The organism is Lysobacter sp. FW306-1B-D06B, assembly GCF_038446665.1.
In the GTDB taxonomy this organism is placed as follows: Bacteria; Pseudomonadota; Gammaproteobacteria; order Xanthomonadales; family Xanthomonadaceae; genus Lysobacter_J.
This window is the reverse complement of the sequence record NZ_CP151802.1, coordinates 1,386,318-1,401,605: the sequence shown is the minus strand read 5'-3', so window position 1 is coordinate 1,401,605 and position 15,288 is coordinate 1,386,318. Positions and strand designations below refer to the sequence as shown.

General features: G+C 67.3%; 17 protein-coding genes. 2 read left to right on the top strand and 15 right to left on the bottom strand.

Features of this window, described 5'->3' with window-relative positions:
- Nucleotides 1-130: 130 nt before the first annotated feature.
- On the top strand, nt 131-826 hold the full coding sequence (locus AAFF32_RS06375) for a hypothetical protein (RefSeq protein WP_342316839.1): 696 nt from the start codon (nt 131-133) through the stop codon (nt 824-826).
- 18 nt (nt 827-844) lie between these two features.
- On the opposite strand, the gene AAFF32_RS06370 is transcribed toward AAFF32_RS06375, so the two are convergent.
- From AAFF32_RS06370 to AAFF32_RS06340, 7 genes are all read right to left on the bottom strand, one after another.
- The gene (locus tag AAFF32_RS06370; RefSeq protein ID WP_216960978.1) at nt 845-1,282 is read right to left on the bottom strand and encodes a hypothetical protein; all 438 of its coding nucleotides are present in this window, start codon (nt 1,280-1,282) and stop codon (nt 845-847) included.
- 104 nt (nt 1,283-1,386) lie between these two features.
- The gene (gene gnd, locus AAFF32_RS06365; protein ID WP_342316838.1) at nt 1,387-2,292 is read right to left on the bottom strand and encodes a phosphogluconate dehydrogenase (NAD(+)-dependent, decarboxylating); all 906 of its coding nucleotides are present in this window, start codon (nt 2,290-2,292) and stop codon (nt 1,387-1,389) included.
- 114 nt (nt 2,293-2,406) lie between these two features.
- Nucleotides 2,407-2,817 (bottom strand): hypothetical protein, encoded by a 411-nt coding sequence (locus tag AAFF32_RS06360; protein ID WP_216960983.1) that lies wholly within the window; start codon nt 2,815-2,817, stop codon nt 2,407-2,409.
- A gap of 85 nt (nt 2,818-2,902) precedes the next feature.
- The gene (locus AAFF32_RS06355; protein ID WP_342316837.1) at nt 2,903-3,319 is read right to left on the bottom strand and encodes a hypothetical protein; all 417 of its coding nucleotides are present in this window, start codon (nt 3,317-3,319) and stop codon (nt 2,903-2,905) included.
- Nucleotides 3,320-3,395: 76 nt separating this feature from the next.
- Nucleotides 3,396-3,917: a lipocalin family protein gene (locus AAFF32_RS06350; protein WP_254200439.1), complete on the bottom strand. Its 522-nt coding sequence runs from the start codon at nt 3,915-3,917 to the stop codon at nt 3,396-3,398.
- Nucleotides 3,918-4,009: 92 nt separating this feature from the next.
- A complete protein-coding gene (locus AAFF32_RS06345; protein WP_342316836.1) occupies nt 4,010-4,564 on the bottom strand; it encodes a DUF4166 domain-containing protein in 555 nt (184 codons plus the stop codon).
- Nucleotides 4,565-4,609: 45 nt separating this feature from the next.
- A complete protein-coding gene (locus AAFF32_RS06340) occupies nt 4,610-4,825 on the bottom strand; it encodes a hypothetical protein (protein WP_216961910.1) in 216 nt (71 codons plus the stop codon).
- Nucleotides 4,826-5,136: 311 nt separating this feature from the next.
- Between AAFF32_RS06340 and AAFF32_RS06335 the strand changes: the two genes are divergently transcribed.
- Nucleotides 5,137-5,910: a response regulator transcription factor gene (locus AAFF32_RS06335; protein ID WP_216960994.1), complete on the top strand. Its 774-nt coding sequence runs from the start codon at nt 5,137-5,139 to the stop codon at nt 5,908-5,910.
- A gap of 61 nt (nt 5,911-5,971) precedes the next feature.
- Here AAFF32_RS06335 and AAFF32_RS06330 read toward each other — a convergent pair whose 3' ends face one another.
- The 8 genes from AAFF32_RS06330 to AAFF32_RS06295 all read right to left on the bottom strand — a co-directional run bounded on the left by AAFF32_RS06330 (nt 5,972) and on the right by AAFF32_RS06295 (nt 15,215).
- Nucleotides 5,972-6,181, bottom strand: a complete 210-nt coding sequence (locus AAFF32_RS06330; protein WP_216960996.1) for a dodecin — start codon at nt 6,179-6,181, stop codon at nt 5,972-5,974.
- Nucleotides 6,182-6,328: 147 nt separating this feature from the next.
- Nucleotides 6,329-6,811, bottom strand: coding sequence for a hypothetical protein (locus tag AAFF32_RS06325; protein WP_342316835.1), 483 nt, complete (start codon nt 6,809-6,811; stop codon nt 6,329-6,331).
- A gap of 79 nt (nt 6,812-6,890) precedes the next feature.
- On the bottom strand, nt 6,891-7,865 hold the full coding sequence (gene motB / locus AAFF32_RS06320) for a flagellar motor protein MotB (protein WP_216961001.1): 975 nt from the start codon (nt 7,863-7,865) through the stop codon (nt 6,891-6,893).
- 1 nt (nt 7,866) lies between these two features.
- Nucleotides 7,867-8,721 (bottom strand): flagellar motor stator protein MotA, encoded by an 855-nt coding sequence (motA, locus tag AAFF32_RS06315; RefSeq protein ID WP_216961006.1) that lies wholly within the window; start codon nt 8,719-8,721, stop codon nt 7,867-7,869.
- A 103-nt stretch (nt 8,722-8,824) separates the two neighbouring features.
- Nucleotides 8,825-9,619, bottom strand: coding sequence for an aldose epimerase (locus AAFF32_RS06310; RefSeq protein WP_254200209.1), 795 nt, complete (start codon nt 9,617-9,619; stop codon nt 8,825-8,827).
- Between the two features lie 7 nt (nt 9,620-9,626).
- Nucleotides 9,627-10,652: a glycoside hydrolase family 43 protein gene (locus AAFF32_RS06305; protein ID WP_342316834.1), complete on the bottom strand. Its 1,026-nt coding sequence runs from the start codon at nt 10,650-10,652 to the stop codon at nt 9,627-9,629.
- A 38-nt stretch (nt 10,653-10,690) separates the two neighbouring features.
- A complete protein-coding gene (locus AAFF32_RS06300) occupies nt 10,691-12,169 on the bottom strand; it encodes an MFS transporter (protein ID WP_216961013.1) in 1,479 nt (492 codons plus the stop codon).
- 121 nt (nt 12,170-12,290) lie between these two features.
- On the bottom strand, nt 12,291-15,215 hold the full coding sequence (locus AAFF32_RS06295) for a TonB-dependent receptor (protein ID WP_216961016.1): 2,925 nt from the start codon (nt 15,213-15,215) through the stop codon (nt 12,291-12,293).
- Nucleotides 15,216-15,288 lie beyond the last annotated feature (73 nt).

Below are 15,288 nucleotides of genomic sequence, written 5' to 3'. Positions count from 1 at the left end.
CGATTAGTCCGGCGCGGAGGGAAGCGCCGTCCCGCACGCGGGCCAATGCGGAACCGGACGCAGTGCGCGATTCCCCTCGGCACCCTTGCCCTATGCTGTCGACCAACCGAGCCGGCCCGGGGGGACCGACATGGATGCACTGATCGTCGCGCTGCACTTCGCCGTGGCGCACAAGATCGCGGTGATGATGGTGATGATGGGCCTGGCGCTGCCGGCCATCGTGATCGCGAAGAAGCGGCGGACTGCGGCGTGGAGTGCGGTCGCGGTGCTGATCGTGGCCTTCGCGTTCGGCAACATGTTCTTCGGTCAACGCCTGCTGGGGCGGCTGCTGGACGCGCACGGCGAGCACGGCACCGGCACCATCGTGGCCGTGCACGACACCCGCAGTCGCATGAACGGCCAGCCCGTGAAGCGCTACGACGCGCTGATCCGCGCCGTCAACGGCAGCACGGTCGAAGCGCGCTTCGACGGCTTTTCGTTGCCACTTCACCCCGCGCCGGGCGAGGGCTACCTGTTTCCGCAGCCCGGTGTGGAGTTCCAGGTGTCGTACCTGCCATCGCAGCCGCAGGTGTTCGTCATCCGCACCGATGGCGCGAGCGCCTACGCGCAGGGCCTGCGCTGCGCCGGACTTGCGCGGGCGCTGAGTGCGGCGAAACAGCGCGCGGTGTTCGCACGTGCATCCGCCCAGTACCGCACGGCGCACGCACGGGCCATCGACGCGTACACCGATGCGGGCTGCATCGCCAGCCCGGACCTCACCGAGCGCATGCGTGCGCAGGCACGCGCACTGCGCGGCACGCCGGGCACGTCACCCGGCGCACCCTGACGGCAAGCGCGCGATCGCTCAGCGCAGCCAGCCGCGCGCCGCGGCACGTCGCGCGTACGACAGCAGGAACAGCGCGATCAGCAACAGCAGGATCGGCATGATCAGCCCCGCCGGTCCAAGCGCGGCCCATGCAGGCGTCACCGTGAACGTGCCGACGATCTGCACGATCAGACCCAGCAGCGACAACAGGAAGAAGGTCGCCGCCCAGCGCCTGCTCATCAGCAGCCCGATCGCGCCGAGCACGCCGCCGAACACCGCCACGCCGTAAGCGGCCTGCAACCAGGACGGCGTCGATTCGAGGATGAGGCGCTGCTCCGGCGGCATCATCGCGATCTGCCCCGGCGTCGCCGCCAGTTGCATGCAGAACATCAGCACGCCCAGCAGGTTCCACAGCAGCGCCAGGGCGGCGACGATCCAGTACGTCACGGGGCGCGGGGACGAAATGGCGGTGCTCATGGTCGATCTCCGGTCGTATGGCGTGAGGGTCCGGCGAAAGCGTAGGGCCATGCGGCGCTGCGGCATGGCGCACGCCGACGGACGGAGCCCGGCGTAGCGCGCGATCACTCCTTGCGGATCGCGTGCCCGCCGAATTCCCCGCGCATCGCCGCGAGCAGCTTGTCGGCGAAGGAATCGTCCTCGCGCGAACGCAACCGCTCCAGCAGCGACAACGTGATCACAGGGGCCGATACGTCCAGTTCGATCGCCTCGGCCACCGTCCAGCGCCCCTCGCCCGAATCGGCCACGAAGGGCGCGATACCGTCCAGCGTGGGGTTGCGTTCCAGCGCATTCGCGCTCAGGTCCAGCAACCAGGAACGCACGACGCTGCCGTGGCGCCAGATCTGCGCGATCTGCGCCAGGTCGAGCGCGAAGTCCGTGCGCTTCTGCATGATCGCGAATCCTTCGGCGTAGGCCTGCATCATTCCGTACTCGATGCCGTTGTGAACCATCTTGGTGAAGTGACCCGCTCCGCTCGGCCCGACGCGTCCCCAGCCGCGATCCGGCGCCGGAGCCAGCGCTTCGAACAGCGGGCGCAGGCGTTCCACCGCGGTTTCTTCGCCACCGATCATCAGGCTGTAGCCTTCGCTCAATCCCCACACGCCGCCGCTGGTGCCGCAGTCGATGTAGGCGATGCCGTGTTCGGCCAGCATCGACGAACGGCGCAGTGTGTCCTTGTAGAACGAGTTGCCGCCGTCGATGAGCGCATCGCCCGGCGCGAGCTGCGATAGCAGATCGGCGATGGTGCGATCCACCGGATCGCCCGCCGGCACCATCATCCACACCGCGCGCGGCGCGGCGAGCGCATCGATCATCGCGGCGAGCGACTCCACCGGTTCGATGCCCGCCTGCGCGGCGCGTTCGCGCGCCTGCACGCCCGGGTCGAATCCGACCACACGATGCCCATGTTGCACGAGCCGCTGCGCCATGTTCGCGCCCATGCGGCCCAGTCCGATCATGCCCAGTTCCATGTCGCCTCCGATTCCGGCGGTGGGGCCGCCGCGAGGCCGACAGGATGGCCCATGCGCGCGCGCACTTCATCCCTCGATGCAGGCGCGCGAAGGCGATGTGAATGCCGCGCGGCGCTACGGGCAGCGTCCGAATCGCGCCTTCATCGCCTGCGCGCCGACCACGGGCGCCGCGGCCGGCACGTAGTCCTGCAGCGGGACGAACTGCCCCTTGGCGTCTTCGAACACGTAGAGCGAAAAGTCGTCGCCGATGAATTCGACGCGGTAGCCCTCCGGCACCGGCGAGGTCGGGGCGGCGCCGAAGCTGGTGTAGGAGTCCATGGTCACGCGCGTGCGCAGCTTGCGTGCGCCGTGGGCGATCTCCAGTCCGTCGGCGGCGATGCGCACGCGCGGCGCGGACGGGTCGCCGCAGGCCGGCGAGAACGTTCCGCCGTATTGCTTCAGCGACTCCGGCCGCAGGTCCTGCGCCGATGCGGAGGCGGCGGCCAGGCAGGTCAGCAACGCGATGCCGAGGGTCGGGATGCGCATGTCACCGCTCCGTTGGGTCCGGTGTCCGGATCAACGCGGCGAACGCGCGGCCTCGGCCACGCGCGTTACGGAGCTGCGGACGCGTTCAATGCGGCAGGGACGGCGTCTGCATCGGCGCCAGCGAATCGCGCTCCAGGCGCTCCTGCTCCAGTGCCGCCAGGTACTCCTCCAGCGTCTGTCCGGCCGCCGCAGCCTCGCGACCCGCGGCGTGCAGCAGCGGCGGCGAGGCTTCCAGGCGGAGTTCGCGCCCCGTGCGTGCCTGCAGGGCGACGACGTGCTTGAGCATCGCCAATGCCATCGCGGCGCTGTCGCTGCGTGCTGCGATCTGTCCACCCAGGACCAGCAGCCACTCGCCGTCGCGCCAGGCCACGCCGCCGATGGATGCGTCGTCGGCATCGAGCAACTGCGCGTGCGGCTGCAGCGCTCCGCCCAGGCGGCGGATGGGCCGGCCGGGCTCCTTCTTGATGCGCGCTGTGCGCTTGGCCTTGGAATTACGTGACATGACTCGGTTCGAACGCTCCCTGGGCGCGCATTCTAGGCCGATCGCGTCGCCGATGCGGAGGCGATGGCCGCACCGGTCAGCGCAGCGGCGCCATGACCTTCAGTTCCCTCAGGTTATAGCCTTTCATGGCCGCGCTGGCCTTGAGCCGCTGGAACAGCGCACGGTTCATCTCCGGCGTGCGCGAGAGGATCCACAGGTACTCCCGGTCCGGGCCGCCGACCACCGCCCAGCGGTACTCGGGGTCCAGGTCCACCACCCAGTAGTCCGCCCAGACCATCGGCAGCCAGGCCAGCCACTCCGGCGCGAAGCGCACCTCCAGCGCGCCGGGCTTGCCCTCCACCGGCCGGGCGATGCCTTCTGACACATCGGTCGTGCCGTCCTCGGTGCGGCAGGCATTGCGCACGCCGACCGTGCCGTCCGCGTTGGGCGTGTAGGTCGCGGTGATGTCCCCCACGCACTGGCGCTGGAAGAACATCGGCAGGTGTGCGATCTCGTGCCACTGCCCGCTGTAACGCTGCAGGTCGAGCTGCGCGACCGGCGCGTTCACCTGTTCCTGCGCGCGACACGGCAGCACGAATGCCGCCAGCAGCGCGAGCATCGGCAAGGCAGTGATCGGAAATCGCGGCATGGCGGGTCCTCGTTGCGTGGACCCGCAGGTTCACCGCGCCTGCGTCGTTTTGGCGTGAGCGGTCAATGCGTGAGTGAACGCGACTTCAACCGACCCGAATACGCGAACAGCAAGCCCAACCCCGGCAGCGTGACGCGCACATCGAACACGTAGCCTTCACCCGGATCGATGCGTTTTCCCGCCGCGACGCGCGGCAGCAGCGCCAGCGGCACGCGCATGCCGTTCCACCAGGCCGCGCACGGGCGCCATTGCCATCCGCCGTCCTTCGTTTCCACGGCCAGCGCCAGTTGCATCGGGCCGAGCGTTTCGCGCCAGTAGCCCGACGGCCAGCCGCCGACGGGCACGAAGGTCGATGGCATTTCGTCTGCGTCGTCGAAGACGCGGTGCCAGTGCAGCACGTCCGCATCCGAGGCGATTCGCACGCGCAGACGTGCGGTATCGCGTCCCGGCGGCAGGCCCATGCGGCGTGCGATGCGTCGCCCCAGCCAACCGGCGGCGGCGCGTCCGTACTCGATGCGGATCAGGCCTTCCAGCTCACCGCCGTGGCGGTGCAGTTCGCGCAGTCGCGGATGCAGTCGTTGAAAACCGTCCGCGAACCAGCGTTCGACCGCATGCATCCGGCGCCCTCCCCGTGAGGGCGCCAGTGTGCCTTGCGGCCGGGTTCAACGGAATGGCGACAGCGCCGTGGTGCCGCAGACGAACGACACCGCATGGTTGTGGAAACTGGAGCGACGGCGCGGGCCGTCACCGCATTCCACGCGCGCGGTGTCGCGTTCTTCCTTGCGCGGCACCGGCTCTTCGACGCCGGCCAGCGAGCGCGCCAGGTCGGCGTCGGCAACATGGCCGTGCAGGAACAGCAATCCGGAATAGAGGTTCATGGCAAGACTCCCTGTCGTTCGATGTGCGTCCACGTTAGTGCGCGGGCATGCCTTGAAAAAGCGACGGTTCGGCAAGGCTGTATTGAATGGGATTCAAGGCTCGGGCGACGACGGGGCTCGGTCAGGCGATCGATCGCGCAGTGGCGAAAAAACAGTCCGTCATTCCCGCGAAGGCGGGAATGACGATCGAGCCTTTCCGGGAGCAACGGGGCCGGCCGCGACACCGCGAGCCTCCATCCATCGCATACAGCCACCGCTCACGTCGTTTTCACGGCCGGATTCGCAGCCTTCACGCACCTATCGGAGGCATCATGAAGAACAACGGCGGACTCATCCTCATCGTCGAAGACCACATGGCCATCGCGGAAATGGTCGGCGAGTTCCTAGAGGGCCGCGGCTACGAAGTCGATTTCGCACGCGATGGCGCCGACGCGCTGCGCCTGACGGCCGAGAACACCTACGACGCGATCATCCTGGACCGCACGCTGCCGCGCCTGGACGGCCTGGACGTGTGCCGGCGCATCCGTTCCGAGCAGCGCCGCTCCACGCCGGTGCTGATGCTCACCGCGCGCGACACGCTCGACGACAAGGTCACCGGGCTGGAAGCCGGCGCGGACGACTACCTGACCAAGCCCTTCGCCATTCAGGAACTGGAGGCGCGCATCGCGGTGCTGATCCGCCGTGGGCGCAAGGCCATGGGCGGCGGTGCGCTGCGTGTGGCCGATCTGGTGCTCGACCCGGAAGCGATGACCGTGCACCGCGCCGGGCTGGAACTGCGCCTGTCGCCGACGGGCTTCCAGCTGCTGAGCATCCTGATGCGCGAATCGCCGCGCGTGGTGTCGCGGCAGGAGATCGAGCGCGAGATCTGGAAGGGCGAGTCGCCCGATTCGGACACGCTGCGCAGCCACCTCTACAACCTGCGCAAGAGCATCGACCGGCCGTTCGACAACCCGCTGCTGCACACCATGCAGACCGCTGGCTACAAGATCGCCGATCTGTCCGGCACGGAAGTGCACGAGGTCGCGCCGACCGTCGCCGCGCAGAACCGCTTCGCGGCACCGCCTGCGGTGGTCGGCCTGCACTGACGGGGCTTGATTGCGATGCGACGCGAAGGCCGCCTGCGGGCGGCCTTCGTGCATCGGCACGTCATTCGTCGAGGGTGAAGCCGACCTTGATCGTCACCTGCCAGTGCGCGACCTTTCCATCCTCGACGTGGCCGCGCACGTCCTGCACGCAGAACCACTTGATGTTGCGCACCGTCTGCGAGGCGCGTTCGATCGCCTTGCGGATCGCGTCGTCGGTGCTGGTCTTCGACGAACCGGTCAGCTCCAGGTGCTTGTAGACGTGCTCGCTCATGGTCGGGTCTCCGGTGGGGGTGTCGGGCATGCCGCCCGATCATAGTCCCCTGCCCGTCCCGGGCCATGTGATGCGATTGCGGTTTGGGGGTCGCCCCAGACGCCCCCACGAAGCCGTCATTCCCGTCTGCGCGGGGATGACCGTCCCTCAGAACCCCACGCAGCTGTCACCGGAACGCATGCACGCGGCGTTGCGGTCGGCCATCTTGGAGGCGGCGTCGCGGCGGGCGGCACGTTCGGCGGCCGTCATGCACACGGTCTCGGTGCGGTTGCTGCCGACCTTGCGCGTGCGCTCGCAGACCAGCTTCTCTTCCGGCGCGCGATTGACGATGGCCGAGATCGATTCCAGCGAATTGAACACGACGATGCGGTCCGACTCGGGCAGGTCGGTGATGGCCGCACGGTCGCGCAGCAGGGTGAACACCTTGTCCTGCTCGCGCAGCAGGGATTCGCGCTCGGCCGCGGGAAGGTCCTTGTAGCGGCCGCTGCGCTGCTCGACCTCGGTGCGGATCTGGTGCTGCTGGGTGAGGATCGCGTTGGCGTCCAGGTTCGGATGGACATCGTTGGCGGACGCGATCGGAAGCGTCGCGGACACCGCGAGCGCCAGCGTGAAAACGACGGTCTTGAGCATTCCCTTACCCCTTGCCCTGGTCGAAAGTCCACGACCGTACCGGCAAGGGTTTCCGCCGTCCAGTGCAAAGGAGGAGGTATCAGCCGCTTCCGTGAACTTCGGACGCCGAGGCCTGGGCAACGCTGATCGGGGCGACCTGGGGCAAGGCGCCCGGCGCCGGCGCGCCCGTGCCCGGCAGGCTGTCGGCCGGCGGCACGTTCTCGGCCTCGGGATTCAGCACGACGATGCTGATGCGGCGGTTGATCGGCGCGTTCGGCTGGGTCTTGTCGAACGGCACCGACGCGGCCAGGCCGACCACGCGCGAGATGCGGCCTTCTTCCAGCCCGCCCTCCACCAGTGCGCGGCGCGCGGCGTTGGCGCGTTCGGCCGACAGCTCCCAGTTGCCGTAGCCGCCGATGCGGTGGAACGGCACCTCGTCGGTGTGGCCGCTGAGCGCGATGCGATGGTGGCCGTCGTTGAGCAGTCCGCCCATCTCGCCCAGCAGCGTGTGCGCGTAGTCCTTCAGACGTGCGCTGGCGGTGTCGAACATCGGCCGGTTCTGGCGATCGACGATCTGGATGCGCAGCCCCTCGGGCGTCAGGTCGATCATCAGCTGGTCCTTGAACGGCGCCAGCGCCTGGCTGCGTTCCACCGCCTCTTCCAGCGCGCGCTTGAGCGCGTCCAGCCGGCGCTGTTCCTCCGCGCGTGCGGCCGCCTTGGCTTGCTGCGGCGTCAGCTTCATCGGCTCGCGCGCGCCGAATTCGGCGCCGTGTCCGCCGGCGACTGCGACGACGCTGGTGGTGGGAATCAGGCGATCGGCCGCGCCGCCCGGCCCGTTGGCGCCCGGCGCAGGCTTGAGCGATTTGCCGACGACGGCGCTGGGATTCTTGAAGTACTCGGAAATCGCGGCGCGCTGCTGCTTGTCGGCGATGCCGACCAGCCACATCACCAGGAAGAACGCCATCATCGCGGTGACGAAGTCGGCGTAGGCCACCTTCCACGCGCCGCCGTGATGCCCCGCGGCCACGCGCTTGACGGGTCGCAGGATGACCAGCGGGCGCGGCTTGGCGCTCATGTCAGCGCTTTGCGCGCAGGTGCGCGTCCAGGTCGGCGAAGGCCGGGCGCGTGTCGGAGAACAGCAGCTTGCGCGCGAACTCCACCGCCACGCTCGGCGAATAGCCGCGCAGGCTCGACACCAGCGCCATCTTGATGATCTCGAAGGCCTTGGCTTCTTCGTGCGCGTGGTGCTGCATCGCCGCCGCGAGCGGGCCGACGAAACCGTAGCCCAGCAGGATGCCCAGGAACGTGCCGACCAGGGCACCGGCGACGTGCTTGCCGATCTCCGCCGCTTCGCCGCCGATGGAGGCCATCGTGATCACGATGCCCAGCACCGCCGCGACGATGCCGAAACCCGGCAGCGAATCGGCCAGCACCTGCAACGCGTGCGCCGGCTCGCTGGCTTCCTTGGTGTGCGTTTCCAGCTCGATGTCGAGCACCTGTTCGAGCTCGTGCGGCTCGAAGTTGCCGCTGACCATCAGGCGCAGGCAGTCGGTGGTGAATTCCATCAGGCGTTTGTCGGCCTGCAGTTTCGGGTACTTCCCGAACAACTCGCTGGCGGCGGGATCGTCGACGTCGCGCTCGATGCCCATCATGCCTTCGCGGCGCGCCTTCATCAGCACGTCGTAGAGCATGGCGAGGATGTCGACGTAGTCGCTCTTCTTGTAATGCGTGCCCTTGAGCAGGCGCGGCACGCCCGCGGCACAGGCCTTCACCACCTTGATCGGATTGGCGACCAGGAACGCGCCGAACGCTGCGCCGCCGATGATCAGCAGTTCGTAGGGCTGCCACAGCGCACCGAGCTTTCCGTGCGCCAGCACGTAACCGCCCAGCACGCTGCCGAGCACGACGATGAAACCGATGATGATGAACATTGGACGCCCCGAAACCCCAGAAGGGTTAACGGCACGGTTCGCGGAGGATTGAGTTCCGCACTGATGCTCCCCTCTCCCGCTTGCGGGAGAAGGGCTTCAGTCGTCAGAACGCAATGCGGAACCAGCGCTCCAGCGTCTGCCCCGGCGCCAGCGTGCGCGGCTCCAGGTTGAACGCATCGGGCGGACCGCTCTGCGGCTCCACGCAGGTCGTGCGCTCGGGCATGTCGTAGACGACCCAGTGCACGCAGTCGGAGGTCAGCGTGATGCGGCGACCGTCGCGATGCAGCACCGCGGGTGCGTCGTTGAGGAAGCAGTCGTCCCACGGGCCCGGCGGAGGTGGCGCGAGCGGACGCGTCGCCATGCCGTCCGCGTCGCGCGGATACCACTGGCTCGGCGTGAACTCCAGCCGTTCCGGCTTGAGGAACCAAGGATGCCAGCCCAGTTCCGCCGGCAAGGCGTGCGCACCGGCGGTTACCGACAGCGTCATGCGCACACTGCCTTCTTCGACTTCGATTCGCTGCCGGCAGATACCGCCGAACGGCCAGCGTTCGTCCTGCGGCAACGCCAGCGACAGTTCGACGTGGTGCTGCGATTGCGCATCCACGCGCCAGGGCAGCGCGAAGCCGACACCGTGGATCGCGTGTCGCCCCAGGTTGATCGCGAGCCGGCGCGGTTCGCCCTCGAACGCGAATTCGCCCTGCCGCACGCGCCCGGCCCACGGCACCATCGGGTACGAACCCCACGCGATCATCGCCGCGTTGTCGTCGCGGTAGCCGGCAAGCTGTTCGACACCGTCGAGGCGGATCTGCGCGATGCGCCCGCCCGCTTGCGGCGCGATGTCCACCGATACCGCGCCTCGGGCCAGCGTGATCAGCGGGCCCGGCGCAAGTCGTTCCATCGCCGCATCAGGCGCCATAGGGATCGATCGTGCGGATGCGCCCGTCGGCCTCGTGATGCAGCGGAGCGACCTTCACCGAACGCAGGTGCGTCACGCCGCCGGAAAGAATGGAGTCGTGATAGAACAGGTACCACTGCCCGTTGAACTGCGCGATCGAGTGATGCGTGGTCCAGCCCACCACCGGCGACAGGATGCGGCCCTGATAGGTGAACGGTCCGTACGGACTGTCGCCCGTCGCATAGCACAGGAAATGCGTGTTGCCGGTGGAGTACGAGAAGTAGTACTTGCCGCCGAACTTGTGCAACCACGAGGCCTCGAAGAAACGGCGGTCGTGGTCGCCGGCGCGCAGCGGCTCGCCGTTCCCGTCGAGGATGAGCACTTCGCGCGGCGCCTCGGCGAACTCCTTCATGTCGGCGCTCAGGCGCGCGACCTTCGGGCCGAGCGCGGCTTCGGAGTCGCCCGGCTCCTCGTGCGTCGCGTTGTAGGCGTTGTCGCGGTACTTCTGCAACTGCCCGCCCCAGAGGCCACCGAAGTACATGTAGCTTTCGCCGTCGGCATCGGTGAACACCGCCGGGTCGATCGAGTAACTGCCGCCGATCGCCTCCAGCTCCGGCACGAACGGCCCTTCCGGCCGATCGCCCACCGCCACGCCGATCTGGAAGACGCCGTCGGCGCGCTTGGCCGGGAAGTACAGGTAGTACCTGCCGTCCTTCGTCGCCGCATCGGGCGCCCACATCTGCCGCTGCGCCCACTTCACGTCCTTGACGTGCAGCGCGACGCCGCAGTCCACCGCGATGCCATCGGGCGAATCCATGCGCAGGACGTGGTAGTCCTCCATGCCGAAGTGCGAGCCGTCGTCGTCGAAGGGAATGCCCGCGTCGATGTCGTGCGAGGGGTAGATGTACAGCTTGCCCTCGAAGACGTGCGCCGACGGATCGGCCGTGTAGATGTGCGTGACCAGCGGCTGCGAGATCGCCCTGGCGGCGAGTGCCTGCAGGTCGTCGGTTTCCGGTTGCTGCGATGCGTCGGACATGGGGGTCTCCGGTGCGTTGCGTGGAGGTCGGGTGCGGATCAGGACACCGCGCCGGCACGGCGCGCGGTGAGTTCCTGTTCGATGCGCGATTCCATCGGCTTGTTGATTTCGTAAAGGAACAGCAGCGCCACGCACAGCAGGAACGGCAGCGAGGCGTAGAGGCTGACCGCCAGGCGGATGCCGTCCACGGTCTGCGGCGCCTGTGCCGCTGCGTCCGCGTTGTAGCCGTAGTAGGCGAGGATGCCCGCCACCGAGGCGCCGCCGACGCTGAGGCCGATCTTCAGTCCGCACAGCATCGCCGAGAAGATGATGGCGGTGGCGCGACGGTGGTTCTTCCATTCGGAGTAGTCGGCCACGTCCGCGATCATCGCCCACAACAGCGGAATGGTGATGCCGTAGAAGAAGCCGTGCAGGATCTGCGAGGTGAACACCACCCACGTCGCCTGCGGCGGAAACACGAAGAACGCCAGCATGAACAGCGTGGAGACCAGCAGCGCGCCGCCGAAGACGTCGCGCTTGCCGAAGCGGTCGGCCAGACGCTTGGAGAAGCCGATGCCGATGATCATGAAGATGATGCCGCCGGCATTGAACAGGCTCAGCGCGGAGGTCGGCGCGTCCTTGGGCCACTGGAACTCGGTCAGGCCGACGCCGGTGAGCACCGAGTTCAAGCCGGCGATGAAGCCGTTGAAGCCGACCTGTTCGAGGAACGCCGCCAGGTGCGGCTCGCTCAGGTAGTACTTGAAGTAGTACACGTACATGCCGCCCTTCAGCGCGAGCGTCATGAACACCAGGATGGTCAGCATCAGCATCACCACCCACGGCCGGTTGCGCGCGAGGTCGGTCAGGTCCTGGCGCACGCTGGACTTCTGCTCCGGCGCCGGGACGATGCGCTCCTTCGTGGTGAAGAAGGTGATCAGGAAGAACACGGTGCCGACGACGGCGAACAGCATCATCGTGTTGTGGAAGCCGCGCACCTTGTCGCCGTCGCCGAGGATCAGCACCAGCGGCAGCAGCAGCGCCTGGATGACGAACTGCGCGACCATCACCGCGACGAAGCGGTACGACGACAGGCTGTTGCGCTGCGCCATGGACCCGGTGAGCACGCCGCTGAGCGCCGAGTACGGCAGGTTGTTGGCCGCGTAGATCAGCACCAGCAGCGTGTAGGTGCCCATCGCGTAGGCGACCTTCGCGCCCGGTGCGAGATCGGGCGTGCTGAAGGCCAGCAGCGAGAACACACCGAACGGGATCGCCGTCCACAGGATCCACGGCCGGAACTTGCCCCAGCGCGTGTTGGTGCGGTCGGCCGCGATGCCGATGATCGGCGTGAACACGAATGCGCCGAGCATGCCGCCGATGAAGATGATGGTGGCCGCCGTCGCCGCGGGAATGCGGTAGACGTCGGTGTAGAAGAACGCAAGGAACGTCACCAGCGTCTGGAAGATCAGGTTCGCGGCGAGGTCGCCGAGGCTGTAGCCGACCTTCTCGGTGACAGACAACGTTTCGGAAGTGTTGTTCATGTGCCCCTGGCGTTCGAATTCGAGGGCCCCGCCGCGGCGGGGCCGAAGTAGCGCGGCCCGCCCGGTGTTTCCACCGGAACGGGCCGCAGGTTACCGCTGTTGGATCATGTTGTGCGACTGATCAGAACGTGCCGCGGACGCCGATGGTGTACGTGGTGCCCGGGTCGTACATGTCGTTGACCGCATTGTCGTAGGCGAAGAACGAACGGCGTTCCTCGCCGGTGATGTTGAGCACGTTGAAGAAGATCTGCGGCTCGGACTTGATGCCCTTCAGCGTGTAGCTGGAGGACAGGTCGAGCTGGCCGCGGTCTTCGCCGTAGAGCTGCGCGAACGGAATGCCCTGCTGGTTCGGACCCGTGCCTACCGCGCCTTCCTGCCAGTTGTACGACAGGCGCACCGAGGCGACGTCGTTCTCCCAGTAGGTGGTGGCGTTCCACATCTTCGGCGAGACGCCGTAGACGTTGCCGGCCAGCGCGCTGGAATCCTTGCCGATCGTGTCGATGTTGAGCTTCGAGAAGTTGGCCATGAAGCCCAGGCCTTCGAACACGAAGTTCAACGGCTGCACCCAGATCAGTTCGATGCCGCGGATCTCCAGCTCGGCATCGGCGTTGACCTGCTGCTGCACGTTCACGGTCGCCACGTTCGGACCGCCGCGGTTGTTGATGGCGATCTGCTGTGCTTCGGTCAGGCTTTCGAACGGAATCTCCAGGCTGGTGAACGGCCGGGTGGTCACGCCCTGGAAGGTGTAGCCCTCGATGCGCTTGTTGAACAGCGTCACGCCGACGAAGCCTTCGCCACCGGTGTACCACTCGCCGCCGATGTCGAAGTTGGTCGAGATGTACGGCGTCAGATCCGGATTGCCCTGGTTCGCAATCTGGGCACCCTGATCCGTGAACGTGGTCGACGGCAGCATCGAGCTCGGGTTCGGCCGCGTCATGGTGCGCGAAGCCGAGGTGCGCAGCACGACGTTATCGGCCACGTCCCACGCCGCACTGAACGACGGCAGCCACTCGGCGTAATCGCCGGTCAGCGTCCGGTAGTTGCGCACGCCGTTGATGGTCACAGGACCGGTGATGTCCTGGTCGGTCTGCGCATAGCGCATGCCGAGGTTGAAGCGCATCGTGCGGTGCCAGACCTCCGACTCGCCGTTGACCATGATGAAGGCGGCGGTGTTGGCCTCGTCGAAGCCACCGGTGGGCGCACCGGTGTTGGCGCCGCTGGATTCAGGTGCGTTGTCGCGATAGAAGGCGTAGTTCGTGTCCGCCATGAAGCGGTCGAAATCCACCGACACGAAGCCGAACGGACCCGGCGTGATGTAACCCGGGAGCGCCGAGGTCGGCACCTGCGACAGCGCATACGGCTGCCAGCTGGTACCGGTGTCGCCGAAGCCGACGATGGTGCGGTAGTTCTGGTCCCAGGCCAGGCCGAAGACGACGTTGTTGCGGTCGTCGCCCAGCTGCAGGCTGGCGTTCAAACCCTTCGTCTCGGTCACGCGCTTTTCGTTCTGCGCCCAGACGCGGCCGCCGGTCCAGGTCCAGCCGGCGTTCGGGTCGTTCAGGTCGAGATCGGTGGTCCAGGTCGGGATGTCGCCGTTGTTGGTGTACTGGATCGTGGTGAACGGCGAGTTGAACAGGATCGTCGGCGAGTCGCGGCGCATCCAGCTGCGGCTGTAGCTGCCCGCCACGTCGAGCTTGACGTCGTCGGCGAAGTAGAACGTGCCGCCCGGGGTGACCTGCCAGTACTGCACTTCCTCGTTGTACGGACGGGCCTCGAGGAAGAACTGCGCGTTGGCGAACGTGGCGCTGGTGACGACGTTGTTCGCGTCCAGCTGCATGTTCATCGGGATCATCGCGCCGTTGCGGCCGATGAGGTTCATGTCGATGCGGTCGTTGCTGCGCTCGGCCTTCGTGTACAGGACATCCATGTACATGTCGGCCCAGTCGGCCGGGCGCCACTGCACCGAGCCGAGGAACGAATCGCGGTCGCGGTCGCCGGACATGTGCACCGGGCGGCCCAGGCGCGGGATCAGCGCTTCGCCGATCTGCTGCGTGGTCAGGCCCGGGTTGTGATCGCGCAGCCACTGTGCGTTGAAGGTCTGGCCCGCAAGGCCGGCGGCGGTCGTGTAGGGAGTCGTGGCGACAGAGTCAGGAATGCGCCAGCCGTTACCACCCGTCAGATTGCAGGGCTGACCCAGCGCGGGGAAGGCGCCCGGTGCCGTCGCCGCGGCGGCATTGCCGCACTGCGCGTTGGTCAGGTTCGGGTTGGTCCAGCCCACCGTTTCATAACCTTCCACGCCCAGCTTGCCGCGCGCGGAGGTCACGCCGGCCAGCACGCCGAAGGTCTTGTCCTCGTTGAGCCAGCTGCCGATCACCGTGCCGCGCGGGCTGGCTTCCTCGGCGATGTCGTTGTAGTCGGCCTGCAGGATGTAGGTCAGCTGCGAATCCGGACGGTCGAACGGGCGCACGTTGCGCATGTCGATCACGCCCGCCGCGCCGCCTTCGGTCAACGCCGCCGTCGGGGACTTGTAGACCTTGATCTGGCTGAAGAATTCGGTCGGGAACAGGTTCAGGTCGACTTCGCGGTTCTGGTTGGTCGAATCCAGGCCGATCGAGGCCGTGGCGACCGACGCACCGTTGATGGTGGTCTTGGTGAAGCTGTTGGGCAGGCCGCGGATGGCGACGTTCAGACCTTCGCCGTTGACGTCGCGGTTGAGCTGGATGCCCGGGATGCGGGCCAGCGACTCGGCGATGTTCACGTCCGGGAACTTGCCGAGGTCCTCGGCGAAGATCGAATCGGTGAAGCCGGTGGAATCGCGCTTGGCCTGCGTCGAATACTCAAGGCTCTGGCGGAAACCAGTGGTGACCACGCGGTCCAGCTCGGTGACCTGCTCGCTCGACGCCGATGGCGACGCCTGCGCTTGTTCGGTGGCGGGCTGCGCCGCCGCTTGCTCCGTCTGTGCCTGCGCGAACGCCGTGCTGCTGATCATGCCCAGCAGCGCCACGCTCAGCGCATGCGACAACGTCGACTTCTTCACCTGGTGTTGCACCGTACTCCCCTCCCGATTTTCTGGTGATTTGTGCTGGTAATCCGGGCCGTCCCCCTGGGACTGGCGACCGTTT